The sequence below is a fragment of the Mesorhizobium shonense genome (assembly GCF_040545255.1).
Lineage (GTDB): Bacteria > Pseudomonadota > Alphaproteobacteria > Rhizobiales > Rhizobiaceae > Mesorhizobium > Mesorhizobium shonense.
Window position 1 is genome coordinate 386,680 of record NZ_JBEPLM010000001.1, and the last position, 25,604, is coordinate 412,283.

At 61.4% G+C, this 25,604-nt stretch carries 25 protein-coding genes and 2 pseudogenes; 16 read left to right on the forward strand and 11 right to left on the reverse strand.

Annotated elements, in window-relative coordinates; all coding sequences use genetic code 11:
- Positions 1-165: 165 nt before the first annotated feature.
- From pip to cysS, 6 genes are all read right to left on the reverse strand, one after another.
- Positions 166-1,134: a prolyl aminopeptidase gene (pip, locus tag ABID26_RS02170; protein ID WP_126101182.1), complete on the reverse strand. Its 969-nt coding sequence runs from the start codon at positions 1,132-1,134 to the stop codon at positions 166-168.
- Positions 1,131-1,607: a GFA family protein gene (locus ABID26_RS02175; RefSeq protein WP_126101183.1), complete on the reverse strand. Its 477-nt coding sequence runs from the start codon at positions 1,605-1,607 to the stop codon at positions 1,131-1,133. The genes pip and ABID26_RS02175 overlap by 4 nt, the downstream gene beginning before the upstream one ends.
- Positions 1,604-2,095, reverse strand: a complete 492-nt coding sequence (locus ABID26_RS02180) for a GFA family protein (RefSeq protein ID WP_126101184.1) — start codon at positions 2,093-2,095, stop codon at positions 1,604-1,606. The genes ABID26_RS02175 and ABID26_RS02180 overlap by 4 nt, the downstream gene beginning before the upstream one ends.
- 21 nt (positions 2,096-2,116) lie before the next feature.
- Positions 2,117-2,503 carry a VOC family protein gene (locus ABID26_RS02185; RefSeq protein ID WP_126101185.1) on the reverse strand — a complete coding sequence of 129 codons (387 nt, stop codon included), beginning with the start codon at positions 2,501-2,503 and terminating at the stop codon, positions 2,117-2,119.
- On the reverse strand, positions 2,500-2,907 hold the full coding sequence (locus ABID26_RS02190) for an endonuclease domain-containing protein (RefSeq protein WP_126101186.1): 408 nt from the start codon (positions 2,905-2,907) through the stop codon (positions 2,500-2,502). The genes ABID26_RS02185 and ABID26_RS02190 overlap by 4 nt, the downstream gene beginning before the upstream one ends.
- Before the next feature lie 208 nt (positions 2,908-3,115).
- Positions 3,116-4,567, reverse strand: coding sequence for a cysteine--tRNA ligase (gene cysS / locus ABID26_RS02195; protein WP_126101187.1), 1,452 nt, complete (start codon positions 4,565-4,567; stop codon positions 3,116-3,118).
- A 441-nt stretch (positions 4,568-5,008) separates the two neighbouring features.
- Between cysS and ABID26_RS02200 the strand changes: the two genes are divergently transcribed.
- Positions 5,009-5,164: a hypothetical protein gene (locus ABID26_RS02200; RefSeq protein ID WP_292301497.1), complete on the forward strand. Its 156-nt coding sequence runs from the start codon at positions 5,009-5,011 to the stop codon at positions 5,162-5,164.
- Between the two features lie 95 nt (positions 5,165-5,259).
- Here ABID26_RS02200 and ABID26_RS02205 read toward each other — a convergent pair.
- Positions 5,260-6,021 (reverse strand): annotated as a pseudogene (locus tag ABID26_RS02205) (SOS response-associated peptidase).
- Positions 6,022-6,130: 109 nt separating this feature from the next.
- On the opposite strand from ABID26_RS02205, the gene ABID26_RS02210 reads away from it, so the two are divergent.
- From ABID26_RS02210 to ABID26_RS02225, 4 genes are all read left to right on the forward strand, one after another.
- Positions 6,131-6,547: an NUDIX hydrolase gene (locus ABID26_RS02210; RefSeq protein ID WP_292301501.1), complete on the forward strand. Its 417-nt coding sequence runs from the start codon at positions 6,131-6,133 to the stop codon at positions 6,545-6,547.
- Positions 6,548-6,873: 326 nt separating this feature from the next.
- Positions 6,874-7,251 carry a TIGR02301 family protein gene (locus ABID26_RS02215; RefSeq protein ID WP_292301503.1) on the forward strand — a complete coding sequence of 126 codons (378 nt, stop codon included), beginning with the start codon at positions 6,874-6,876 and terminating at the stop codon, positions 7,249-7,251.
- Between the two features lie 355 nt (positions 7,252-7,606).
- Positions 7,607-7,864: a hypothetical protein gene (locus ABID26_RS02220; RefSeq protein WP_040972051.1), complete on the forward strand. Its 258-nt coding sequence runs from the start codon at positions 7,607-7,609 to the stop codon at positions 7,862-7,864.
- 370 nt (positions 7,865-8,234) lie between these two features.
- Positions 8,235-8,978, forward strand: coding sequence for a hypothetical protein (locus ABID26_RS02225; protein WP_126102786.1), 744 nt, complete (start codon positions 8,235-8,237; stop codon positions 8,976-8,978).
- 3 nt (positions 8,979-8,981) lie between these two features.
- Here the strand turns inward: ABID26_RS02225 and ABID26_RS02230 are convergent, their stop codons facing one another.
- The 3 genes from ABID26_RS02230 to ABID26_RS02240 form a co-directional block, all read right to left on the reverse strand.
- The gene (locus ABID26_RS02230; protein ID WP_126101191.1) at positions 8,982-9,701 is read right to left on the reverse strand and encodes a nucleotidyl transferase AbiEii/AbiGii toxin family protein; all 720 of its coding nucleotides are present in this window, start codon (positions 9,699-9,701) and stop codon (positions 8,982-8,984) included.
- Between the two features lie 50 nt (positions 9,702-9,751).
- Entirely contained in the window at positions 9,752-9,970 is a 219-nt protein-coding gene (locus ABID26_RS02235) for a hypothetical protein (protein ID WP_126101192.1), read from the reverse strand.
- Between the two features lie 61 nt (positions 9,971-10,031).
- Positions 10,032-11,363, reverse strand: coding sequence for a dihydroorotase (locus ABID26_RS02240; RefSeq protein WP_292301507.1), 1,332 nt, complete (start codon positions 11,361-11,363; stop codon positions 10,032-10,034).
- 92 nt (positions 11,364-11,455) lie between these two features.
- Between ABID26_RS02240 and ygfZ the strand changes: the two genes are divergently transcribed.
- The 3 genes from ygfZ (at position 11,456) to ABID26_RS02255 (ending at position 15,173) form a co-directional block, all read left to right on the forward strand.
- A complete protein-coding gene (gene ygfZ, locus ABID26_RS02245) occupies positions 11,456-12,331 on the forward strand; it encodes a CAF17-like 4Fe-4S cluster assembly/insertion protein YgfZ (RefSeq protein ID WP_292301509.1) in 876 nt (291 codons plus the stop codon).
- Complete coding sequence (locus tag ABID26_RS02250) at positions 12,331-12,969, forward strand: HD domain-containing protein (RefSeq protein ID WP_126101195.1); 639 nt, start codon at positions 12,331-12,333, stop codon at positions 12,967-12,969. Before ygfZ ends, ABID26_RS02250 begins: the two co-directional genes overlap by 1 nt.
- A gap of 65 nt (positions 12,970-13,034) precedes the next feature.
- On the forward strand, positions 13,035-15,173 hold the full coding sequence (locus tag ABID26_RS02255; RefSeq protein WP_292301511.1) for a putative bifunctional diguanylate cyclase/phosphodiesterase: 2,139 nt from the start codon (positions 13,035-13,037) through the stop codon (positions 15,171-15,173).
- Between the two features lie 22 nt (positions 15,174-15,195).
- Here the strand turns inward: ABID26_RS02255 and ABID26_RS02260 are convergent, their stop codons facing one another.
- The gene (locus ABID26_RS02260) at positions 15,196-16,113 is read right to left on the reverse strand and encodes a fatty acid desaturase family protein (RefSeq protein ID WP_292301513.1); all 918 of its coding nucleotides are present in this window, start codon (positions 16,111-16,113) and stop codon (positions 15,196-15,198) included.
- Positions 16,114-16,198: 85 nt separating this feature from the next.
- Between ABID26_RS02260 and ABID26_RS02265 the strand changes: the two genes are divergently transcribed.
- The 8 genes and pseudogenes from ABID26_RS02265 to ABID26_RS02300 all read left to right on the forward strand — a co-directional run bounded on the left by ABID26_RS02265 (position 16,199) and on the right by ABID26_RS02300 (position 25,227).
- Positions 16,199-17,107: a LysR substrate-binding domain-containing protein gene (locus tag ABID26_RS02265; protein ID WP_292345081.1), complete on the forward strand. Its 909-nt coding sequence runs from the start codon at positions 16,199-16,201 to the stop codon at positions 17,105-17,107.
- Positions 17,108-17,132: 25 nt separating this feature from the next.
- Positions 17,133-17,336, forward strand: a pseudogene (locus ABID26_RS02270) (hypothetical protein); the annotation flags it as partial.
- 308 nt (positions 17,337-17,644) lie between these two features.
- Complete coding sequence (locus tag ABID26_RS02275) at positions 17,645-18,529, forward strand: hypothetical protein (protein WP_292345080.1); 885 nt, start codon at positions 17,645-17,647, stop codon at positions 18,527-18,529.
- A gap of 69 nt (positions 18,530-18,598) precedes the next feature.
- Positions 18,599-19,720 (forward strand): hypothetical protein, encoded by a 1,122-nt coding sequence (locus tag ABID26_RS02280; protein ID WP_292301518.1) that lies wholly within the window; start codon positions 18,599-18,601, stop codon positions 19,718-19,720.
- Positions 19,717-20,028, forward strand: coding sequence for a hypothetical protein (locus tag ABID26_RS02285; RefSeq protein ID WP_292301520.1), 312 nt, complete (start codon positions 19,717-19,719; stop codon positions 20,026-20,028). Before ABID26_RS02280 ends, ABID26_RS02285 begins: the two co-directional genes overlap by 4 nt.
- A 39-nt stretch (positions 20,029-20,067) precedes the next feature.
- Entirely contained in the window at positions 20,068-20,334 is a 267-nt protein-coding gene (locus ABID26_RS02290) for an RHS repeat domain-containing protein (RefSeq protein WP_292301522.1), read from the forward strand.
- Between the two features lie 98 nt (positions 20,335-20,432).
- The gene (locus tag ABID26_RS02295; RefSeq protein WP_354413633.1) at positions 20,433-21,317 is read left to right on the forward strand and encodes a tetratricopeptide repeat protein; all 885 of its coding nucleotides are present in this window, start codon (positions 20,433-20,435) and stop codon (positions 21,315-21,317) included.
- Entirely contained in the window at positions 21,217-25,227 is a 4,011-nt protein-coding gene (locus tag ABID26_RS02300) for an RHS repeat domain-containing protein (protein ID WP_354413636.1), read from the forward strand. The genes ABID26_RS02295 and ABID26_RS02300 overlap by 101 nt, the downstream gene beginning before the upstream one ends.
- Positions 25,228-25,604: the final 377 nt, after the last annotated feature.

The following is a 25,604-nucleotide window of genomic DNA, read 5'->3' on the forward strand; positions in this document are numbered from 1 at the left end:
GCCGACGGCGCTCGTCCTGCAGCGTCGGCGGTTTGCGAAAGCGAAGGCGACATCCAATCTCCCCCCTTGCGGGGGAGATGGCCGGTCCACCCTCCGCAGCTGCAGCGCAGCTGCTGCGGAGGACGGGCAGGCCAGAGGGGGGTGGGACGAAACGCCGTACATCGACTAGATTTTCCCCGCAAACCCATCCGTCGCCCGGATCAACCGGTCGAGAATCCCTGGCTCCGAATAAGCATGGCCGGCGCCTTCGATGAGGTGGAAATCCGCCTTCGGCCAGGCCTTGTGCAACGCCCAAGCATAGCGCGCCGGGCATGGCATGTCGTAACGGCCGTGGACGATGGTGCCGGGAATGTCCTTGAGCTTCCAGGCGTCGCGCAGCAGCTGCCCCTCCTCCAGCCAGCCGGCATGGACGAAGTAATGGTTCTCGATGCGGGCGAAGGCCACCGCATAGTCGTCCTGGCCAAACGGCACGCTGGTCTCAGGCTCCGGCAGAAGCGTGATCGTCTCGCCTTCCCAAAGGCTCCAGGCAAGGGCCGCCTCGACCTGTGCCTTACGGTCCGTGCTCACCAGCCGCTTGCGATAGGCGGCCATCATGTCGCCGCGCTCGGCTTGCGGGATCGGCGCCAGGAAGCGCTCCCACTTGTCGGGGAACATTTCCGAGACGCCGAACTGGTAGTACCATTCGAGCTCGGCGCGGGTCAGCGTATAGATGCCGCGCACGACCAGCTCGCTGACGCGCTCGGGATGGGTCTCGGAATAGGCCAGCGCCAGCGTCGAGCCCCAGGAGCCGCCGAACACCAGCCATTTGGCGAAGCCCGCCATCTCGCGCAGGCGCTCGATGTCGGCGACGAGATGCCATGTGGTGTTGGCTTCGAGCGAGGCGTTGGGCATCGACTTCCCGCAGCCGCGCTGGTCGAACAGGATGACGTCGTAGAGCTTCGGGTCGAACAGCCGCCGATGTTTCGGCGAGATCGTGCCGCCCGGACCGCCATGCAGGAACACGGCGGGCTTGGCGCCCTTGGTGCCGCAGCGCTCCCAGTAAATGGTGTGACCATCGCCGACATCGAGCATGCCGCTCTCGAACGGCTCGATCTCCGGATAGAGCGTACGCAAGGAACTGCTGTGGATCGTCATAGTTTCAAGCCCTGCTGCGGCCAGTTGGCCGTCTCGTGGTCGGGATGCTGGAAGGAGATGATCTGCTCCTGCCGTCGGTAGTAGTCGGGGTCGTCATGGACCGGCGCTTCGAAGATCTTTTCGACCCAGGGCAGCCGGACCGCGTAATTGACCTGGATCTGCGGTGCCAGATCCGACCGGTCGTCGAAGGCGCCGATGGCAATCTCCAGCGCGCCCGGCTGGCGGTAGGTCAGCGGCGTGCCGCAGCGTCGGCAGAAGCCGCGGTCGATGTTGACCGAGGACTGGAAATAGCTCGGCTCCTCATGGGTCCATTCGACGCCGTCCTTCGGCACCGTCACCAGCGCGCCGAAGAAATTGCCGAATTGTTTCTGGCACATACGGCAGTGGCAGATGGACGGGCGTCCGACCTTGCCCTTGATGCGGAAGCGCACGGCGCCGCACTGGCAGCCGCCTGTTCGAACCTGGTCGGTCATGGTTTTTCCTCCGGCGGCCATTGGTCGGTGTCGTGATCGGGATGCTGATAGGAGACGAGCTCGGCGAGGTAAGGCGCCGACGAGACATCGCCCATCGTCTCCTCGGACGGCAGTTTCGAGATGCCGTCGACGTAAGGAAGCTTCGCTTCGACGCCCCATTGGATGGTGGGTGCGATCTCTGCCGGATCGTCGAAGGCGGCGATCGCAAGCGCCACGCCATCCGGCGCCTCGAAGGTCAGCGGTGTGCCGCAATCGGCGCAGAAGCCACGCCAGGCGGCGCTGGAAGAGCGGAACCGCTTCGGCTCGCCGCGCGTCCAGTCGAGCCTGGCGCCGCGCACCGAGACCAGCGGCAGATAGAAATTGCCGCTCGCCTTCTGGCACATGCGGCAGTGACAGACCGAGGCGTCGCCGAGCGCGCCCTCGACGCGGAAGCGGACCGCGCCGCACTGGCAGCCGCCCGTATAGACCGGCCGGTTGTCGAGGCTCATCGCTCCCTCCAAGTCATGGGCTCACTCCGGGTCATGGCAGACCGCCTCGACATTGTTGCCGTCGGGATCGAAGACGAAGGCGCCGTAGTAGTTCGGGTGATAGTGCGGGCGTAGGCCGGGCCCGCCATTGTCCTTGCCGCCGGCGGCAAGCGCCGCGGCATGGAAGGCGTCGACCTCGGCGCGGCTGCGCGCGGTGAAGGCGACATGCTGGTGGTCCTTCGGCTTCTCCCTGCCTGCGCTCACCCAGAACACCGGCCGGTCGCGGCCATAGCCGCCGACCTTGGCGCCGCCTGTATATTCCTTGGGCACCATGTAGAGCAGCGAAGCGCCCAGCGGCGCCATCGCCTTGTCGTAGAAGGCCTTGGACTTTTCGAAATCGGAAACGCTGATGCCGAGATGGTCGATCATGGAACGAGCTCCTCCTCCGTTGCTGGCGCGGGCACGTCGGCGCCGGCCAAGCCGGCCGCGATGACGATGTGCTGGCAGACATTGTCGATATCGCGGATCACGTCGTCGTTCCAGAAGCGCAGGATGGTCCAGCCGAGCGCTTCGAGCTTCGCGGTTCGTGCAGCATCGGATGCCGAAGCTTCAGCACGCGCGTGCTGAGAACCATCAATCTCAACGATCAGTTTTTTGATCGGACAAGCAAAGTCAACGATGTAGCCTGCGATAGGCATCTGTCGCCGAAAGGAAAGGCCCATCAGCCTATGCGCGCGAACTTCGTTCCAGAGTTTTAGTTCGGCATCTGTCATTGCCTTGCGCATCTTGCGCGCATTGCCGCGATTGAGCGGAGATACCCGATGATGGGTCATCGCGAGGCCCCCCTCTCTGCCCTGCCGGGCATCTCCCCCTCAAGGGGGGAGATTAGCGGTTTCGCCGACGGCGCCCAATCGTCAACGTCGGCGATAAGCGAAAGCCGAAGTGACGTCCAATCTCCCCCCTTGAGGGGGAGATTTCCGGCAGGACAGAGGGGGGCGCCTCGCGCCATCCTCTCCAATTTTACGTCGGGAGCATCCACCGTCACCGCCTGATCTCCCAGGTCGTCACGCGTTCGCCGGTAACTGGATCCTTGCCGTCTTTCAGTTGCACGCCTTGCGCCAGGAGCTCCTCGCGGATGCGGTCGGCTTCGGCCCAATTCTTGTCGGCAATGAACCTCAGGCGCCTGGCGATCGCCTCGGCAATCGCGGCTTCGTCCACCTTGGCGGCGCCGACGTCGAAGCCGAGGAAGGCGAGCGCCGCTTTGAGAGAAGCGGCGGCGGCGTTCTCGCCACTGCCGCTGAATTCGATAGCCTCTCCGGCAAGCTGCGTCAGCCGCTGGAAGGCAGCATAAGTCGCGAGGTCGTCGGACAATGCTTCAACCACATCGGCAGGCAGTTCCCTGGCCGCCGCAGGCGCCAGGTCCGCGGCGCGTTTCCATTTGCGCAGCGTGTTTTCCGCCTCTTCCAGCTTGCGCACGGAAAAGTCGATCGGCTCGCGGTAATGCGTCATCAGCATCGCCAGCCGCAGCACCTCGCCTGGCCATGTGCGGCCGCCGAAAGTCTCGGTCTCCAGCAGTTCGTGGATCGAATAGAAGTTGCCGAGGCTCTTCGACATCTTCTGCCCTTCGACCTGCAGGAAGCCGTTGTGCATCCATACATTGGCCATGACCTTGGTGCCATGGGCGCAGCGCGACTGGGCGATCTCGTTCTCGTGGTGCGGGAAGATCAGGTCGAGGCCGCCGCCATGGATGTCGAAGACCTCGCCGAGATAGGCGGCAGACATCGCAGAGCATTCGATGTGCCAGCCGGGCCGGCCCCTGCCCCATGGGCTTTCCCAGCCCGGCTCTTCCGGTGTCGACAGTTTCCACAGCACGAAATCGCCGGGGTTCTTCTTGTGGGCATCGACGGCGATGCGGGCACCCGCCTGCTGCTCGTCGAGATTGCGCTTCGACAGCTCGCCGTAATCCGGCATCGAGGCGGTGTCGAACAGCACCTCGCCGCCGGCGACATAAGCATGGCCGCGCTCGATCAGTTGCGCGATCAGCGACAGCATGTCGGCCTTGCCGTCCGCGCGGGGCGCGACGAACTCGGTGGCACGCGGCTCGAAAGTAGGCTCCAGGCAGCCGAGCGCCGCGACATCCTTGTGGTACTGATCGGCGGTCTTTTCTGTGACCTTACGGATGGCGTCGTTCAGCGACAACTTCCCCGCCGCAATCTCGCGGCCGAAATCCCGGAGCGCGCGGGCGTTGATCTTGTCGTCGACATCCGTGATGTTGCGCACATATGTGACGTGATTTTCGCCGTAGAGTTGGCGCAAAAGACGAAACAGCACGTCGAAGACGATCGCCGGCCTGGCATTGCCGATATGGGCAAAGTCATAAACGGTCGGGCCGCAGACATACATGCGCACGTTTTTCGGATCGATCGGAACGAAACGCTCCTTCACCCGCGTTAGCGTGTTGTAGAGGCTGAGGCCCTTCGATGCGTCAGACATGCGGTCCCGGTCCTTTGGTTCATTGTTTGAGCATGACCTTATCCGAAAACCGGCTTCCACTTTTCGGGGTCATGCTCCGGCTGGAACCAGGCCTGCGCCAAGGCGCAAATCGGGCTCCAGCCTGCTGGCCGGGGCGTTTGTCCAATCTAGGGAAAGATGAGGCGAAAACGTCCGGACCAGCGCGAGGCTAGTCAATAATGCAAATGCCACAAATGGCGAAAGACGTTTTCATGGGCGGCTTTATCGCGCCCGCCGGTGTTGCCGTCAAGTCGCTGCAGCTGAGAAAGACGTCGTTGGATCACAGGTAAAGACGGGCCGAAACATTTTATTAAACATGTCGGCACAGTGATGAAACATTCTCGGGCTAGACCGCCAAACGTCACGATTTGGTCCGAATCGACCATCAAACGCCGACACGAAAGCATACCAGGGAAGAGAACAATGCCACGAAGCAAGCAGGAACAGAGCCGACCGCCGCAACAGCCGCTCACCAAGCACTACCGCGCGATCGGCCCGGCGGCCATCGTCGCAGCCCTTCTTCACACCGCCAGGAAGAAGAAGCCGGCACAGAAGATCGTTTCGCCGCGCGCCGCCTGAAAAGGCACGACCGGCGCTGGCTCCCAAGGATGGGCGCCGGCGATAAGGGCGATGCAAATGCGCGCCCTGGAGATGAAGGCCTCCGCTAGCCTTCGCTAAAACAAGGTCATCTGGTTTTCGTCCGCGCCGGGCTTCTGGCGCCTGACCTTTTCGGGCTGAGGCCAGACGATGCCCCGCTCCTGAATCTCCGGCCCGGTGTTGGCGACCTTGTTGACAAGGTCGGAAACCGGAATTGCCTCGAAGAAATCTGGTCCGGCGGGCTTGAGCAGATCGAGCACGTCGCGCGGCTCCTGGGTGCGGCAATCCAGCCAGCGGGCGAAGTCGCGCTCCTCGATCACCGCCGGCATGCGGTCGTGGATATGGGCGATGCCGGCATTGGCGCGCGTCGTCAGGATCGCGCCGGTATCCATCTCGGAGCCGCCTGGTTCGGCATAGGTCTCGACCAGGGCGGCGAAGGCGACCACGCCGCCGCGCTTCGGCCGGATCCAGTAGGGCTGGCCCTTGGCGGCGCCCGACTGCTGCCATTCATAGAAGCCGGAGGCCGGCACGAGAGCGCGGCGATGGCGCATGGCGGTCTTGAACGAGGCCTTTTCCAGCACGCCTTCCGAGCGGGCGTTGAAGAGCAGCGGAAATTCCTACGTGTCCTTGACCCAGGCCGGGATCAGGCCCCAGCGCACCAGCATCGCCTGGCGGTCCGGCAGGTTGGAGCCGGGTGCTCGCGGCGGACCGGCGAGCGCCATCAGCACGGGCTGCGTCGGGGCGATGTTGTAGCGGGCCGGAAACTCCTCCAGCTCCGCCAGGCCGAGAGAGGCGGCGGTCTGGCCCGGCGTGGCGGTCAAGGCAAAACGTCCGCACATGAACTCGGCTCGTCGATTTGATTTCTCGTGAAAGTGGCGATGGAACAGCCACGCCGCAACCGCTAAAGCTGGATCCGGCCAATCGGTCCACAATAGGCTGCAGAAACGCATGGAACCACGCAAGATAATCCCCGCCGTCTCCGTCGCCGTCGTGCGCGGCATGACGGTGCTGCTGGTCAAGCGCGCGCGGCCGCCCTCGCAAGGGCTCTACGCCTATCCCGGCGGCAAGGTCGAACCGGGCGAGACGCTGGCGCAGGCCGCCGCGCGCGAGCTCAAAGAGGAAACCGGGCTCGAGGCCGGGGATTACCAGCCGCTGCGCGACATCCATATCGACGGCCGTGCAGAGAACCATGCCGTCGACTATCTGCTGACGGTGTTCGGTGCGGCCTATGTTCGCGGCGAGCCGGTGGCGAGCGACGATGCGGAGACGGCGGCCTTCTACACGCTGGCGGAAATGGCGGAGATGCCGCTTGCGGATGAGGTGCTTGAGGTTGCGAGAGAGTTGCTTGGCGATTCGCATAGGTAGCTTCGACAGCGCAACGCTATGACTTCCAGGCGTCTCCGCTGCCCCTCACCTGCCCGCCGGCATCCTCTCGCCGTATAGTGACGGGGAGAGGGACGCTCTCATCGCCGCTTTCGCCAATCGCTGGCGTTGCAAGAAGGGAGCCAGCGCTGCGGTCAGCCCTTTCTCCCCGTCACTATACGGCGAGAAATGTCCGGCAGGGCAATGAGGGGCGGCGCGAACCTCGGCAGTTTGGCCGCCAATGAGGGCAGCGCATTCGTTCGACGGCCAATGCCAACAGTCTTCCAAAATCGGCTTGCGAGCGACGAGTTGTTTGGTCACATAGGCCTATGATCCGCGCCTCCGCCCTCGCCGCCGCATGCCTCGCCGTCAGCATGGCCGTCATGGCGCGGCCGGCGCCGGCGGCCGAGGCGCCGTTCGAGCCCGGGCTGATGCGGCTCGCCGAGGTGCTGGGATCGCTGCATTTCCTGCGCAATCTGTGCGGCGAGAAAGGCGACCAGTGGCGGGTCGAGATGGAAAAGCTGCTCGAGTCTGAGAACCCCGATCCCGACCGGCGCGCCCGCTTCATCGCCTCCTTCAACCGCGGCTACCGCTCCTTCAGCGGCACCTATACCCAATGCACGCCCTCGGCCGCCGAGGCCATTGCCCGCTACATGAAGGAAGGCGAAACGCTCTCGCGCGACATCGCTTCCCGCTACGGGAATTGAGGGACAAGCCTGTCGCGACTACCGGTTTATGCACATGTTCCACAATAGTCGGTCCCAATGTGACATGGCTTATTGTGTCAGGCCGCGCCTTGGTGCAATCATGTGTGGCACTTGTGCAACTATGTTAATGAAACGTTAGCGCGCAATTGCGGAATTAACTCAAACTGAAGGTTTTGATGCCGCAAGCCGGCCTAATCGGCTAAGGTCGGCCTGGATTGAGCGCAGCCTTGCTCGAAATGTAGATTGCGACCGCAAAAATGTCGTATTTACAAATACTTATCCGAGGTTGCGGATGAACTGGCAGGTCAAGCTTGGTCCCTTGCCGGACCGTCGCTTGAAAAAGGTGGACATCGCAATGGAACATGGTGTCAGCGACATCGACGCGTTGGTCAGAGAAGAAAAGCGCCTGACCGCCGTGGAAAGCCACAGCGAGGCGTGGGCTGAAGGCTTGTCGGCCGGCATCGAGCCCGAAATCATCGCCGAAGCGGCCCTCGAAACCGCGTTTGGCGAGATGCTGCGCGCCAATGGCGAGACGTCCGCGCTGGCCCTCCTCGACCGCATGCGCGAGAAGGTGATCTCCGGCGCTTTCGAGCCGGAGCGGCTCAAGCACTAAGGCGTGTTGAGATTCAGGTGATGCCGGCCTGCAAATGGCGGTTTCCTGCGCTTCCGGCCTTCGCCGGTCGAAGCCCTCACAAATGTCTCCGCCCTATGAAGGCTACGGCCGGCGTAGGCCGGTTCTCGGAACCCGCCCAGTTTGGTCGCTTCGCGCCCGTCTTCGACTCCGACTCGGCTTGACCTGAATCTCAACACGCCGTCGCCCGCCAGCTTCTGACAGCGACTTTGACGGCGACGCGCCATTTGGGCATCATGCGCTGGTGCCTTAACAGCTCAAACGCTGTCCGGACCGAGCGAGCCCGGGAACCATGGAGAGGCAAGGGGTGAGATTTTCATTGGCAGGCTGGTCGCGCGCCTGGACCATCGGCATGTGGATCGCCGCGTCCTGCCTGGCGTTTCCGCTATGCCTCGCCAGCACGCCTTCCTATGCGCTGAGTGAGATCCAACGCCAGGATTTGCCCTCGCCAGTCACGCCGCCTGCCAATAATGACAACACCGCGCCGGGGACCACTGTGCCGATGCCGGACCCACCCGGCACCAAACCCTCCGACAACGGTCAGCCGGCCGACACGGACAAGAGCGAACCTGAAACGCCTTCCGGCAGCGGCGGCATCACCAGCCCGCGCGCCGATCCGGACGCGCCGCCTCCCGCTGTCGTCTACGACCTCGACAAGCTTCCCGAACCGGTCAAGCGCATGCACGGCCTGATCATCGATGCCTGCAAGACCGGCGACATCGAAAAACTTCGGTCGCTGATCGGCTCAGGCGATTCCATGACGCAGCTTTCGCTCGGCGACATCGACGGCGATCCGATCACCTTCCTCAAGGGGCTGTCCGGCGACGGCGACGGCCAGGAGATCCTCGCCATTCTGGAAGAGGTGCTCAGCGCCGGCTATGTCCATGTCGACACCGGCACGCCGCAGGAACTTTATGTCTGGCCGTATTTCTTCGCGCTGCCGCTCGACAAGCTCGATCCGAGGCAGCGCGTCGAGCTGTTCAAGCTCGTCACGGCGAGCGACTACGACGACATGAAGCAGTTCGGCGCCTACATCTTCTACCGCGTCGGCATCACGCCCACCGGCCAGTGGCTGTTTTTCGTCGCCGGGGATTGAGATTTAATCCTTGCTGATCCCCGCATCCGGCCAAACGCGGAGCGCTTCTTGTCGAAAAGCCGCGAGTGCGTCGCGCGCCTCGTCGACGTTCATTTGTAGAGTATCGGCTGCGTAGCGCAGTTCGTCTTCATTCCGCAGCCTGTTCAAAACCCACGTCGCCTTGTTGCGGATATCCCGGCCATAGACAGCTTCTGTCTTTTCAACTGCGGCGAACGGGATTTCACCACCAGCCTGTGTTAGCATGCCAATATCCAAAGCATCGCGGTAGGCCACGGCGCGGTCCTGAGATCGATCGGCATTCGCCAGCAATTTCTCGGCAAACATATCGGCCAGGATCAGAGCAGGTACGTCCAGATCGGTATCCAAATGGCCCTGCAGAGAGATGCGCCCTTCGCGAACGACCTCGAACCGGATCGGCAGATCATCCAGACGCACCACAGTTCTGAGACCATATTGATCAACCTGGAAATCCCGAACTGCCTCGACGGGTTCGGGAAAGAATGCCCTCACACCCCGTTCCACGGCTGCCGTCCTCAGTTCGCGATAGCCATCGGCATCGGCGCACAGAAAATCGAGATCCAATGACCGCCGGTACTCGCCGAGCTTCAGCACAATCGCGGTCCCGCCGCCGAACCAGCAATGATTTGCAATCAGGAATCCATGATCCATCAGCCCAAGAGCCTGAGCAATGATGCGATGTTCCGGCTTTTTGAATTCCCGCATGGCGTCCGCGCGCGGTGGCTCTATTGATCTGATGAGAAAGAAAGAGAGAGTTACGTGGTCAAAAGGACCCCGTGGCCGAACTTGTTGGCGAGCTCTTGTATAAGCTGCTTTTCGCGCACGGTAAGGTGCTTTTGATCGACAAAGCGCCAGTTGCGCTCGTACAGCGCAAATGCCTCCTCAGCCGGGATCGGACGTGAAATGTCCCTGCTCCAGGCAAGCGCCCGAAGCTGCGGAAACTCGGCAGGGACAATCGTGGCGTCAGTGTTCATAGCATTCACAAGATAGTTCAAAACGCTTGTGAATCAAAGGCCTGGCTCGCGCCAAGCGTCATCAAGCCGCCAGCGCCTCGGAAAACTCCACCGCCCTGCCCTGGCCGGGTGCGACGATCTCGCCTTCCCACATCACCCGGTTACCACGCACGATCGTGCCCACCGGCCAGCCGGTGACTTGCCTGCCGTCATAGGGCGTCCAACCCGCCTTGGAGCCCGCTTGCGCGTTGGTGATGGTCTCGCGGCGCTTGAGGTCCACGATGGTGAAATCGGCGTCGTAGCCGGCGGCTATGCGGCCCTTCCGCGCCATGCCGAAGATGCGCTGTGGGCCGTGGCTGGAGAGATCGACGAAGCGCTGCAGGGTGAGCCGGCCGGCGTTGACATGGTCGAGCATGATCGGCACCAGCGTCTGCACGCCGGTCATGCCGGACGGCGAGGCCGGATAGGGTTTCGCCTTCTCGGCCAGCGTATGCGGCGCGTGGTCGGAGCCGAGCACATCGACGATGCCTTGCGAAATGCCGTGCCAGACGCCGTCGCGGTGGCGCGCTGCCCGCACCGGCGGGTTCATCTGGATCAGCGTGCCCAGCCGCGCATAGTCGTCCGCGGTCAGCGTCAGATGATGCGGCGTCGCCTCGCAGGTGGCGACATCCTTGTGCTGTTCGAGGAAGACGATCTCCTCGGCCGTCGAGATGTGCAGCACATGGATGCGCGCGCGTGTCTGTCTCGCGATGCGCACCAGGCGCTCCGTGCAGCGAAGCGCCGCGATCTCGTCGCGCCAGACCGGATGGGACGAGGAATCGCCTTCGACGCGCAGGCCCAGCCGTTCGCGCAGCCGGAACTCGTCCTCCGAATGGAAAGCGGCGCGGCGGCGCGTGTTCTTCAGGATCGAGGCGACACCCTCATCGTCCTCGACCAGCAGGTCGCCGGTGGACGAGCCCATGAAAACCTTGATGCCGGCGGCGCCCGGCAGGCGCTCCAGCTCGCCGACGTCGCCCGCGTTGTCGCGGGTGCCGCCGACCCAGAAGGCGAAGTCGCAATGCATGCGGCCCTCGGCGCGCCGCACCTTGTCGGCAAGTGCCGCCTCGCTGGTCGTCAGCGGATTGGTGTTGGGCATCTCGAAGACGGCAGTGACGCCGCCGAGCACTGCTGCGCGCGAGCCCGTCTCCAAATCTTCCTTGTGCTCCAGCCCCGGCTCACGGAAATGCACCTGGCTGTCGACGATGCCGGGCAGGATATGCAGGCCGCGGCAGTCGATCGTTTCACCGGCGGAGGCTTGGCCTAAATCGCCGATCGCGGCAATGCGCCCTGCCCGCACGCCGACATCGCGCCGGCCCTCGCCGTCATGGTTCACTACCGTAGCGCCTGTCAGGATGAGGTCGAAGGTGGTTGCCATGGCAGGTCCAATCTCTTGCGGGGCCAATCTCTTGCGGGGGGAGTGTGGCCGGCTTACGTAATGACCATCATTTTTGCAAGATCAGGCCGCTCATGCCCTTTGCCCTGCTGAAAGACCGCGCGCTCATTTCCGTATCGGGCCCGGATGCCGAGCATTTTTTGCAAAACATCCTCACCACCGATCTCGACACGCTCAGCCCCGGCGAAGCGAAGCCTGGCGCGCTGCTTGCGCCGCAAGGCAAGATCCTGTTCGACTTCCTGATCTCGCGCGCCGGCGAAAACGGCTTCCAGCTGGAATGCCGGGCCGACATAGCCGACGATTTCGTGCGCCGGCTGATGCTTTACCGGCTAAGGGCAAAGGCCGAGATTGCCAAGCAGGATCAGACGCTTGTCACCGTCGCGTGGGGCGATGATTCAACCGCCTCACATTTCGATTCAATTGGGGCTGATTCAACGACGCTTACCGACGCCCGCTTCCGCGATGTGGCGGTCAGGCGTGTCTACAGCGGCGCGGCGAGCGACGGCAACGCCGAGGCATGGCAGGCGCTCCGCATCGCCAACGGCATCGCCGAAAGCGGTTCGGACTACCAGCTCGGCGACGCCTTCCCGCATGACGTGTTGCTGGATGAAACCGGCGGCGTCGGCTTCAAGAAAGGTTGCTACGTCGGACAGGAAGTGGTCTCGCGCATGCAGCACCGCGGCACCGCCAGGCGTCGTGTGCTGATCGCCGTCGCCGCCGGGTCGCTGCCCCCGGCCGGCACGGAGGTGACTGTCAATGGCCGGCCGGTCGGCATGCTGGGTTCGGTAAGCGGCGGACGCGGCCTCGCCATAGCGCGCATCGACCGCGTCAAGGCGGCGCTCGATGCCTGCGATGCGATCATGGCCGGCGAGACAGCAATCATCCTTGCCATCCCAGCATGGGCAAAATTCACCTTTCCGCGGGACACAGTCAGCGCGGAGGAGGCCTGATGGCGGCCGACCGCGCCGGGGCGCCGCCGCGCGCCTGGCAACGCATGCTGTCGGGCCGGCGGCTCGACCTGCTCGACCCCTCGCCGCTCGATATCGAGATTGCCGATATCGCGCACGGTCTCGCCCGCGTCGCCCGCTGGAACGGCCAGACCAGCGGCGAGCATGCCTTTTCGGTGGCGCAGCATTCGCTGCTGGTCGAGGCGCTGTATGGCGAGCTGGTGCCGGCGGCTTCGGCCGAGGCGCGGCTGACGGCGCTGCTGCACGATGCGCCCGAATATGTCATCGGCGACATGATCTCGCCATTCAAGTCGGTGATGGGCGGCTCCTACAAGGATTGCGAGCTGCGCCTGCAGCGCGCCATCCATCTGCGCTTCTCGCTGCCGGCCGAGCTCGGCGCCGCCTTGCGCAAGGACATCAAGCGCGCCGACCAGATCGCCGCCTATTACGAGGCCACAATGCTTGCCGGCTTCTCGACGGCGGAAGCGACCGAGTATTTCGGCCGCCCGCGCGGCTTTTCCGCCGACCGCTTCGACTTCACGCCGCGCTCGGTGACCTGGGCGCAGGCGGCATTTCTGAAGCGTTTCGCGGCGCTTGAGTCCAAACGGCAGGCTTTTCTTGCCGCCAATTCAACGGTGTGAAAGAACGCTAAATTAACCGGCGGCCGCGACAGTAACGTGTTCAGTCACGGTCAGCAGGCGCGCTCATGCCCCTCGCTCATGTCAAGGCTGGTTCGGCCGCAGGCAAGCGGAAAGCAACCGGTATTGGCCCGGCTCGACGAATAGCTGAGGAACTTCGCGCGCAGAACGAGCGCTTTTCGGCCGCCGTCGAGAACATGTCGCATGGCCTGTGCATGTTCGACGCCGAAGAGCGGATGATCATCTGCAACCGAAACTACATCGACCTCTTCCGCCTCGAGGCCAAGGTGATGAAGCCCGGCATCCGCTTCTTCGACATCCTGCAGCACAGTGTCGATATCGGCATCGCTTCGCAAAGTGCTGCAGAACTCTACGCCGTCCGCAAGCCCTATATCGACGGCGCCAAGCCCTCGACCTATGAGGAGACGCTGGCGGATGGACGCATCATCGTCATCTCGCACCGGCCGCTGGCTTCCGGCGGCTGGGTGTCGATCTATGAGGACGTCACCGAGCAACGGCGCGCCGAAGAGGAGCTGAAGGAGCAGCACCGCCGCTTCGACGCAGCGCTCGGCAACATGTCGCAAGGGCTGCTGATGTACGATGCCGACGGCAAGATGATCGTGCGCAATCAGCGTTTCCTGGAGCTGTACAAGGTCGCCGCGGCCGATTTCCCGTTCGGAACGACGCACCGCGACGCGCTGGAACGATTGCTGGAGCTCGGCATCTACACCAAGATCGACGTCGACAGCGAGGTCGCCAAGACCGAAGCCGCCCTTCGGGCGGGCAAGATGCAGTCGGCTTACCGCTATCTTGCCGACGGCAGAACGTTTCTGGTTGTCCGCCAGCCAATGAGCGGCGGCTGGGTGGTTACCTTCGACGATGTCACCGAGCGGCGCCGCACCGAAGAGCGCATGACGCATCTTGCGCACCACGACACGCTGACCAACCTGCCCAACCGCTCGATGTTCCGCGAACGGCTCGACCAGGCGCTAAGCGAGCCCAAGGTCGCGCCTCTGGCGATCTTCTCGCTCGACCTCGACCGCTTCAAGGCGGTCAACGACACCTTCGGGCATCCGGCAGGCGACTGGCTGCTGAAATGCGTGGCCGAGCGCCTGCAGCGCTGCCTGCGCAGCGAGAAGGACGTGGTGGCGCGTTTCGGCGGCGACGAATTCGCCATCATCCAGTCCAACGTCAGGGGCGCGGCCGATGCCGAAAAGCTTGCCAAACGCATCGTCGAGGTGATCGGCAAGCCTTATCGCGACAAGGGTCGCGAGATGCATGTCGGGGTCAGCCTAGGCATCGCGCTCTACCCCGGCGACGGGCAGGACGCCGACACGCTTTTGACCAACGCCGACATGGCGCTTTACCGGGGCAAGAGCGAGGGACGCAATATCTATCGCTTCTTCGAGCCCGGCATGGACGCCATGGTGCGGGAGCGCCTGGCGCTCGAAGCCGATCTCGAGGCGGCACTCTCCAAACGCGAATTCGAGCTGGATTTCCAGCCGATCCTCGACATCGCCTCCGGCGACATCGTCGGCGCCGAGGCGCTGATGCGCTGGCGCTCGCCGTCGCGCGGGCTGGTGTCGCCGCAAGACTTCATCGCGGCGGCCGAGGAGACCGGGCTGATCGTGCAGCTCGGCGACTGGGCGCTGCGCAAGGCCTGCAGCGCGGCGGCGGGCTGGCCGCGGGACGTGCGCATGGCGGTCAATGTCTCGGCAGCCCAGATCAAGAGCGGCGGCTTTGCCCGCAGCGTGATCTCGGCGCTCGCCTTTTCCGGCCTGCCGGCCAGCCGGCTCGAGCTCGAAATCACCGAAACGGTGATGATGGACGAGAGCGATAAAGTGCTGAAGACGCTCCGCCAGCTGCGCGGGCTCGGCGTCCGCATCGCGCTCGACGATTTCGGCACCGGCTATTCCTCGCTCGGCTATCTGCGGCGCTTCCCGGTCGACAAGATCAAGATCGACCGCTCCTTCATCCACGACCTCGACAAGCGCGACACGGCGGCGATCGTGCGCACGGTGATCGGGCTTGGGACAGAGCTCGGCATCACCGTCACCGCCGAAGGCGTCGAGACCGAAGCGCAGCTCGACATGCTGCGCAAGGCCGGCTGTGGCGAGGCGCAAGGTTTTCTGATCGGCGTACCGGCCAAGGCATCCGAGATGAGCCGGCTGCTACGCTCGCGGGAAAAGCTGCGCCAATCCGGCTGATGCCGAACGCTTCTGCCGGCGGTCAGCGAAGCGTCTCGATGTATTTCTCGTGGAAGCTCACATAGCCGGGCTCGACGATCTTGAGATGCCGCTCGATCAGCCGATGGAATGCCGGCAGCTGATGGAACGGCACGCCCGGGTAGGCGTGGTGCTCGGCATGGTAAGGCATGTTCCAGGCGAGCTTGCGCACCAGCCAGTTGGTGAGCGTCGTCCTGCTGTTTTCGAGCATGTTGGCGACGAAGGGGCAGCGGCCATGCTCGGCCAGCAGGTAGAGCCTGAGGAAGGGCTGCCCGAGCAGCGCCGGCACGATCCAGACATAAAGCAGCACGCTTGCCTTGAACCAGACGGCAAGCGCCAGGACCACGACATAGAAGGCGATCATTGCCCGCGCCTCGGCCTGCACCTTCGGCAAACCCTTCGGCGGCACATAGCCGTCGCGGCAGCGGCCGCTGGCATTGGTGCAGAGCGTTTTGAAGTGGCCCCACCACACCGGCAGGCCCGAGACATGGACGATGTATTGCCGCAAGGTCTCCGGCTTCGGGGAGGCCAGTTCCGGATCGTTCTCCGGATCCTGGGTGAAGCGATGATGGGCGAAATGAAAATAGCGGAACCAGTCGGCGGGCAGCGCGATCGCCAGGCTGCACAGCCGCGCGACGGCATCGTTCAGCCACTGCCTCTCGAACGCCGTCCTGTGCACCGTTTCATGCAGCAGGGTGAACAGGAACACGATCAATATGCCCTGCGGCAGCATCAGCAGCGGCCAGAACGGCACCTTGGCCGCGATCAGCGCGCCGAGAACGACTATGGCGCCGAGATGGAGGGCGAACTGGAGGAGGCCCGGCCAATCCGACTTGCCGGTCAGCCGGCTGCGCTCCTCATTGCTCAGCGAGGCGATGACATCGCGATGGTCGACGGGTTCGGTGCGGCCGATTGCATTCATGAAACTACCCTACCGCAGAAAGAAACCTTTCGAAAAACGAGGAATTCTGCAAAATAGATAAGCTGAACTTATCTTTCTGGTTGCCATGGTCGCACTTCCATCGCTGCGGGGACTTCAGGCCTTCGAGGCTGCGGCTCGCACCGGCAGCTTCGCCGCGGCCGCGGAAGAGCTGTCGGTTTCGGCGGCAGCCGTCAGCCAACTCATCCGCACCGTCGAGGAGCAGTTGGGCCGCAAGCTGTTCCACCGGATCAACCGGCGCGTCGTGCTCACCGAGGCCGGCGTCGAGATACTGCCCAGGCTCACCATGGCCTTCCAGGAAATCGGCAGCGTCGCGCGCGGCGGCGATGCGTTCCGGCCCAGACTCGTCATCTCGGTGCCGCCGTCGATGGCGATGGGCTGGCTTTCCGAGCGCCTTGCCGGCTTTGTCGCAAGCCACGGCGCCGCCGACATTTCGTTGAGAGGCGACGACGATCCGGTGCCGTTCGAGCATGAGCTGATCGACATCCGGCTCTCCTACGGCCCGCATTATCGCGAGCACCCCACCGAGGAGATCGTCCGGGACGCCGTCTATCCCGTCTGCGCGCCGAGCCTTGCCGGCGCAATCAAGTCCGAAAACCTCGCCGGCCTGCCGCTGATCCACACCGACTGGGGACCGACCGGCGCCTCCTTTCCATCCTGGCGCGACTGGTTCGAGGCGGCGGGCATCGAGCCAGGGCGGGCGGCACGGCGCGGCCTCTCCGCCAACTCGTCGCGGGCAGCACTCGACCTTGCCATATCGGGGCTGGGCGTAGCGCTGGTGCAAGGGATCTACTGTGCCCAGGCGCTGGAAGACAGCCGGCTGCTCCGGCCCGTCGCCCGAGCACTGGAACTGCGCCAGCCCTATTGCCTGACCATCCCCGAACGCAGCGCAAGGCGCGATGTGGTGACGGCATTCCGCGAATGGCTGATCGAGGAATGCGTGCGTGCGGTCAGATCTCCGGCGCTGATCGCCTAGTCAAAGATGCCCGGCCAAAGCCGCGACCAACCAGTGCATCCTTCTCTCGCTGGCCATGGTCGCGCTGGCCGGCCTTGTCGGAGCGGGAGGTCTCGGCGCCGAGGTGACGCGGGGTCTGACGCGCATCGAAATGGGGCTCGGCCTGCGCGCCGGGCTGTCGATCGTCGCCATCGAGGGGCGCGCTGCAGCGCAATTCCACGGAACGGGCCGGCTGAGGGGCTGGCGATAGCGTCGGGAAGTTTGATCGATACCGTTTTCGAGGGTCGTGGCAAGGCAAAGGTCGACGTTGGGCCGTCAAGGGCACGCCTTTTGCGAGACCGCATCACATTTCCGTGAAAGGGAGGCCCAAGTAATGCGCCAAGAAGAGAATGCAAATCGTTTCTCATGGACCGCGTATGCTTATGTTGTTGTTTTAATTTAATAAACTCCGAAACGTATATGCACATTATCTAAAATAAAATTGTAATTGTTCGAAGTAATACTGTCTGCTACGCATAAATTAAGTTCTTTCATTTGTAAGCAACAGGAACCGGCGCCATGCAGTGGAATGCCGCACTGATATTTTTTTCTGGAATTGTAGGTCTTTTTGCGTTGGACGCGGCTCCGGCTGCAGCGCAATGCCCAACCTTGCCATATTCGTTCACCAATGGCCAAGTCACCGACGCGACACAAGTCATGGCCGACTACGAGGCTTTAAGAACTTGCTTGAATACCGGCGAGTTCGTTGAGGCGCCAAGTCCGACAAGGCAGTTCAGCGGTCCTGGCGGCGGCGTCATAACGATGCAAAACCCCAGCGCCGCGACCGATTACAACTTCAATCTTCCAGCAACAGCCGGCAACCCCGGAGATTTGCTGACGTCCGGCGGCGGCGGCACGAATCCGGAGGCTTGGACATCGCTTGGCAGCGACATGCAGTTGAGCAGCAACGTGCTCAGTCTCGGTCCGACGACTGTGACAGCTGGCAGCTACTCTTTGTCGAACATTACGGTCGATTCAAAAGGGCGACTGACCGCGGCGTCGAACGGTCCGAGCACCGGCACGTCCGGCCACACCCTGCCATTTCTCGACGGTGGCAATACCTGGTCCGGCACCCAAATCTTCGGGCCAGTGGTGGGCGCCGTCACGACCAAGAGCGGCACATCCTACACGCTCGCAGCGATCGATTGCGGGACCACGATCTTGTTCACCAGCAACTCAGCCATCACCCTCACAACGCTCAACAGCCTGCCTGCAGGATGTGCCGTCGCTGTCGAGCAGGGCGGTAGTGGACAGGTCACGGTCAACGCCGGCGTGGGCGCCACTCAGCATTCCGCCCACAGCTTCACCAAGACCTATGGGCAATACGCAATCCTTGGGCTCTTCGTTGACGGGAACGTCGGAGGCTCGGCGGCCAACGTCATTATCACCGGCGACGGTGCATAGGACCAGTCGACGGGCCGGCACGAAGCGATTTGAGTGCGCTACCGCACGGAGCACAATCAGGAGGACAGCATGAGACTGCGGTTGCAACTCGGGTTATTCGCCATTCTCTTGGCGACGCTTGTCTCCGCTACCGGGACGTCAGCAACCCTGCTGTACTCGGGTGGGGAGGATGTGGATTTTATATGCAACGGAGGCGGTAGCTGCACTGTCTCGACCACAACCTATACCTTCAGGCCGGCTTGGGCTCGGTCAGCTTACGAGGTCTATGGTTCAATTTCGGATCCTGCGGCCAATCGTTTTGCTACCTCTCCGTTTTCTGCCAATCCAACGATTTGGGTACATGCCCAATACTGCAATGTTTACTCCAGCATGTGCAATACAACGACAGCTGCGAACGCGCAGATGCTCCGCGTTATGGACAGCAACGGGAACCCAACCCTGATCGTACGCGGGACTGGCACGGCCGGACAAGTTAAGGTTTCTTCGCGCACGTCTTCGGGTACGTTCACCGATCTTGTAACTTGCTCGTCAGCGGTTAACACCGCTCTGACCCAGATCGATCTCTATGTAAATTACGGAACTTCCGGCGAAATTCGTCTCTACAACAATAGCCAGCAAGTCTGCAGCTACACTGGGGATGTCACGAACGGGGATGGTGCGACCACTCTTAATCAGATCGAATTCTCCTCGGTCAGCAATGTGCAAGGCGGTACCAGCAACGGAAGGGGCGAGTGGTCGGAGGTCATCGTCGCGACGACCGACACGCGGGCGATGTCCCGGTTCACAGCCAACACGCTCGCCAATGGAAATACTGTTGGATTTTCTGGCACGAATGTCTGTTCCGCAATCTGGAACGCTATAGCCAACAACGACGCCAATTACGGGTATTCCGGAACAGCCAACACAACACATGAGTGCACGATCAAGGGCACGATCCCGGCTGGCTCGTACAACGTGCTTGCGTTGGTGATGAGCGCCCGGGCGCTTGTCGGAACCAGTGGTCCACAACATTTTGATTTTGTGACCCGCACAGGTGGTACGGACTACACCTCCGCGGATTTTGCAGCTCTCCCAAGCTTCTCCAACATCTCGAACTACATCCAGACGGTGAATCCGGCCACCAGCGCGCCCTGGACTGTGTCCGATTTCAGCGCTGTCGGTTTCAACGTCGGGGAGGAGACGAAACCATGAGAGCGCTCGGGATCATTGTTGGCGCCGTCCTTCTATGCGCGACGACAGCAGCCGTGTTTGCAGATTCGAATTTTGAGAGTTCGAAACTCTCGCCCGGCGTTGTGGTGGAGGGCTCAGGATTTCAATCGTCGAAGCTTTCACCCGGTATTGTCACGGAAGGATCGGGACTTCAATCGTCGAAACTGTCGCCGGGCGTGATCGTCGAGATCGCGGGGTTCCAGTCATCGAAACTGAGCGTGGGCATCGTCGTCGAAACAGCTCCGAGCGGTGGCGGCGTCATTCCGCGAGCTCCACTGACACATTGGTAGATGCGGTTCCGGTTTGAAATGTCAGGTAGGGGAAGATCGATGGTTATCCCTCAGGGCCGGCGCGGGAAGCTGCTGCTGTTGGCGGCAGCTGCGATGGTCGTTGAATTGGCAAGTCCTGCGCTCGCCAACAGCGCCGTCAATTATGGATATGACCTGCTCGGCCGTGTCGCCACGGCCCTCTACGATAACGGGCTCTGCGTCGCCTACACCTATGATGCGAACGGCAATCGGACGTCGCAGGTCAATTCAATGCAGACGGCGGTCTGGGGATCTAGCGCCTGGGGCTGCTTCAAATGGACACCATAATTCGAACTGGGGCGCAGGATTTGTTTGCCTGTGATCACCTCCAGGCACAGCGCGGCTAAACAGGCCGGTCCGGGTGGAAATTTCCGGGAGACGGAACGATGAGGGCATTCAGGTGGTCAACGCCAGCCGCGGTCGGGCTCGCGGTAAGTCTGCTGTTTCTTCCCGGACTGCTCCTGCCAGCGCGGGCTGCGATCATTGCCAGTTCCGAACCCGTCACTGCCGTCATCGCAACCTCGCACTTCGAGGAACCACTCGTCGCGGTCGGACCCAGCAGCCCAGCGGAGGACGAAGCCCTAAAGCAGGCTCTGAATTCATATCAGCAGCGCAGCCAACCTGGCGACCGCAGCAGCATCGAGACATTTCTGTCCCAGAACCCACATTCCATGTGGGCGCCGGCATTGTGGACCAATTTGGGCCTTTCCTATCTGCATGACGGATTTTTCTCGCGTGCGATCGACGCCTGGCAGAAGGCATGGCTGACAGGCAAATTAGCGACGGACCCTCGCGCCAAAGCTCTGGTCGACCGTGCAATTGGCGAACTGGCGCAGTTGTATGCAAATCTCGGTCGCAATGAACAGCTGGCCGCACTGTTTGAAGAAGTTGGACAGCGGCCAATAACAGGCTCAGCGACGGAAGCGTTTCAAAACGCGCGTGAGGAACTCGACCTCACGGCGAAAGACCCCAGGCATCTGTTTATCTGCGGCCCGCTTGCGCTGAAGCAACTGATGCTGGCCCGAAACGTCAGCCCCGAAAAAGTCGACTTCCTTCAATGGTACCGGGCAGGAAGCACAGGAACGAGCCTAGCCGAGGTCGGACGACTTGCCGACAAGGCTAGCCTGGCGCATCGCCTGATCCTGCGCCAACCAGGGGCAAGTTGTCCCTGTGCCGTCGATCGTCCACTGGAAGGTTGGACACTTCGCGGCGATCGTTGGTCAGGCGAACGGCCGGTTTCATGTCAGGGACTCGGTGTTCTCGGGGTCTGATCTTTGGGTGACGCAAGCCGCGCTCGATGCCGAGGCCAGCGGCTATTTCCTTGTCCCCGCTGATATTCCCACCGATCCCCAATGGAAAATGGTAGATACAGAGAAAGCATCCGCGATTTGGGGGAAAGGGCCTACCAATCAGACGAGGCCTGGCGGCGCGAACGATCCCAACGCGAATGGACCAGATGGAGGGGCGAATGGCCCTAACGGTCCGAATGGCCCTAACGGACCGAATGGTCCCAATGGACCAAATGGCCCTAACGGTGCCAATGGCCCCAATAGTCCGTCCGATGGCAAGGGGCCCGAAACGCAGTCAAAGGTAATCTATCAGTGTGCGCCGCTTTGCGGATACAACATCAAGGAATCGAGTGTCGCCGTATCTTTGTCGGACACACCGGTTGGCTATTCGCCACCTGTTGGTCCTTCGGCGAAGGTCGAGATCAGCTACAATCAACGCGAAGATAGTCAGCCGGCGGTTTTTAGCTTCTTCAACGTCAGCCCCAAATGGACGATCAGTTGGCTGTCATATGTCACTGACGATCCCACCAATCCGGGCGCCAGTGTATCTCGCTACATGCGCGGCGGCGGAGCATTCTACTACCTGGGGTACGATGCAAATGAGGGAACGTTTGCCGCCCAGGATGATGATGGTTCGATTCTCGTCCGTGCCTCCGGCACGCCCATCACCTACCGGCGTCAGTTGCGTGATGGCAGCACCGAAATCTACGCTCAGTCCGATGGTGCGACAGCCTATCCTCGCCGGGTTTTCCTGAGCCAGGTCATCGATCCACAAGGCAACGCGCTCACGCTGACCTATGACGGCCAGCAGCGGGTGATCTCCCTGACTGATGCCGTCGGGCGTCTGACGACCTTTACCTATGGATTAGCCGGGCGGCCCCTTCTTGTCACGAAGATCACCGATCCGTTTGGCCGCAGCGCGATGCTGACCTATGACGCCAACGGTCGACTGAGCTCGATCACCGACATCATCGGTCTGACCTCCAGCTTCACCTATGATGCCAATTCGCTCGTCAATTCGTTGACGACACCTTATGGCACGACGACCTTTGCCTATACGGCGCCGGGAACCAGCAGCCCTCCTCGCTTTGTCGAGGTGGCGGACCCGCTTGGATACCACGAGCGTGAGGAATGGCTGGAGCCCTCGGCTATTCCGAACAGCGATCCGGCAAGCACTGTGCCGCAAGGCATGGCGGTGAGGAACAATTATCTGACCTATCGCAACAGCTTCCATTGGGACAAGGACGCCTACGTGGCTGCGGGCTGCACCCCGACTGGCGGTTGCGACTACACCAAGGCCCGGATTCGACATTTTGTTCACATGCCGAATTCCTCGATCAAAGGCACGGCAATCGAGAGTGTCAAATATCCGCTCGAGAATCGTATCTGGTACAATTACCCTGGTCAGGCGAGCAGCATATATGGCGGGACGTTTAGCCAGCCGACAGCGATCGGCCGTGTCCTAGATGATGGCACGACGCAACTCAGTAAGTTCTCCTACGACACGAGCGGGTTCTTCAATCTCACCCAAGCCATTGATCCGACTGGGCGCACGACATCATACGCCTATGCCAATCAGGTCGACCTCGCCGCGGTCAGCCAGACGACGCAGGCTGGTGTTCAAACCACGATCGCCCAGTACATCTACAACAACCATCACCGTCCGCTGTTCTATACGGATGCGGCTGGTCAGATGTGGCGCTACACCTACAATGCGGCAGGACAAATGACCTCCTCCGTGGACCCGTTGGGGCACACCACGACATATCACTACGACTCGTCCGCCAATCTGATGTCGATTACGAACGCGAACAACGCCACTGCGGCGACCTACACCTATGACGGCTTCGATCGCGTTCGCACGTTTACCGACCCGGAAGGTTGGACGCTTACTTACGACTACGACGCGGCTGATCGGGTGATAAAAATAACGTATCCCGATGGAACCGCCGATCTCTTTGGCTATGACAAACTTGATCTAATCTCTCGCTCGGACCGCTTGAACAGGGTATGGGCCTATGCCTATGACGCCAATCGACGCCTGACGAAGGTCACAGATCCGCTGGGTGGCCAGACGCTCCTTAGCTACGACGGCCTGGACCAGCTCGCCAGCCTCACCGATCCGAAGACCAACGCCACGATCTGGACCTATGACGTCCAGGGCCGGCTAAAACAAAAGACATTTGCTGACAGCAGCACTGTCACATACACATATGAGAATACGACAAGCCGGCTGAAGTCCGTGCTCGACGCCTTGGGGCAAATCAAGCAATTTAGCTATTCACAGGACAACCGCCTGGCTGGTATCACCTACCTCAATTCGGTAAATCCAACGCCGAATGTGACGTTTGCCTACGACACCTACTTTCCGCGTCTCGCGACGATGACCGACGGCACCGGAACAACTCAATTCAGTTACGTCGCGCCTTTCGCCCAAGGAGCTCTCCAGCTCCAACAGGAGAGCGGCCCGCTGTCAAACGGCGTCGTTGCCTACGGATACGATCAGTTAGGGCGACCGACGTCGCGTGTCATAGCTGGCGCGGGCCCCGAGACTTTTGGCTATGATGCGATCGGCCGCCTGACCGCTCACGCGAGCGATCTTGGGGCTTTCACGCTAAGCTACCTTGGCCAAACTGGCCAAATCACTAGCCGCCAGCTTGCCAGTTCCACCCTTTCGACAAGCTGGAGCTATCTTCCTAATTCCGGTGACCGGCGGCTAGCGCAAATTGGCAATGTGGGATTATCGGCAAGCCAGTTCTCGACCTACGACTACACGAGCTTGCCAGAAAATATGACTATAGCTATCGCCGAGGCTAGTGACAGTTCCGCCGCTTATCCGAGTGCGGGCACGCAGACGGCCGGCTACAACAATCTCAATCAACTAACTAACTTATCTGGGCAGGCCCTGAGCTATGATGCCAACGGGAATTTACTCTCGGATGGGCAACGGACTTATAGTTGGGACGCCAACAATCGCCTGATTGGGATAGGCTATCCAGCACAGCCAGGTAAGGCGACAGCATTTACATACGATGGATTGGGCCAACGGGTTGCTATCACAAGTACACCTTCGGGCGGAGGGAGTGCGATCACAACTTCCTACATCTGGTGCGGTTGGCACCCCTGCCAGGCGAGGGATGCGAGCAATTCCATAGCTCGTGAATACTATCTAGAGGGGGAGTTCCTTCCTGGCTCACCAGCGCAATCCTACTATTATGGCATCGATCAAACGGGTTCCGTGCGTCGCGCCTTCGCCAGCACCAGCTTTGCACCTGCTTACGCCTTCGACCCGTTCGGCAATCCGCTGCAGACTGCAGCTCCAGTGACCGACTTCGGCTACGCGGGGATGTTCTCAAGCCCTGAAAGCGGACTATCGCTGACCCTCTATCGGGCCTACGATCCGGTAGTTGGGCGCTGGCTTTCACGTGATCCGCTAACCGAGACGGGCGACGCCAAAAACCTATATGTTTATGTAGGCAATACTCCGCCAAATGGGATCGATTTGACCGGGCTCTGCACACTGCAGATCGGAATTGCCGGCAATTGGATTCCAACCGGGGTCGCAGCTCCGGGCGGTGTGGGTATAGCAATAGATACTCAAGGACATATTGGGTTCTATACCTATGGAGGTGGCGGACTCCAAGTTGGAGCAGATGTAGAGGGCGGCCTTAGCGTTCAATTCTCAAATGCACAGACAATCGGTGACTTGAGGGGATGGTTTGGTAACATTAGTGGCCATGGTGGACTTGGACTTGGCGGTTCCATGGACTACTTTACTGGATCAAGCCCGCATGGTCAGGTGACTGGCGGAGGTGTAACGCTAGGGGGAGCGGCAGGAGCATCTTTTACTGGAGCGGCAACCTTTACCGGAGTCTATGATCCATTTGAATAAAGGTGAAATATGCTAAAACGGATGAAGGATGCGGCGATAATAGCAATTATAGCAACATGGATTGCTGCTGCGTTTTCTAACGCAATACTTGATAATACGTACGTAGGGTACCCAAGGGTGCCTGATCCGAAAAATCATCTTGTCATACCATATTACGTAAAGGGTATTGTTGTCTACGTAACGTCAGGGCAGATGGAAGTACTATTGATTTTGAGATATATCACAATAGGCGCTGGCATTCTTATGGCTGCGCTGATAGTCGTATATCGGGTTTTTCCATTGTTTAAGAAATAATTGATAATAAAAATTGACCATTGTTTCACCAAATCGATTTAGCGCGCTAGGGCGATCTCTTGATGGCCAAGGGATGCACTGGC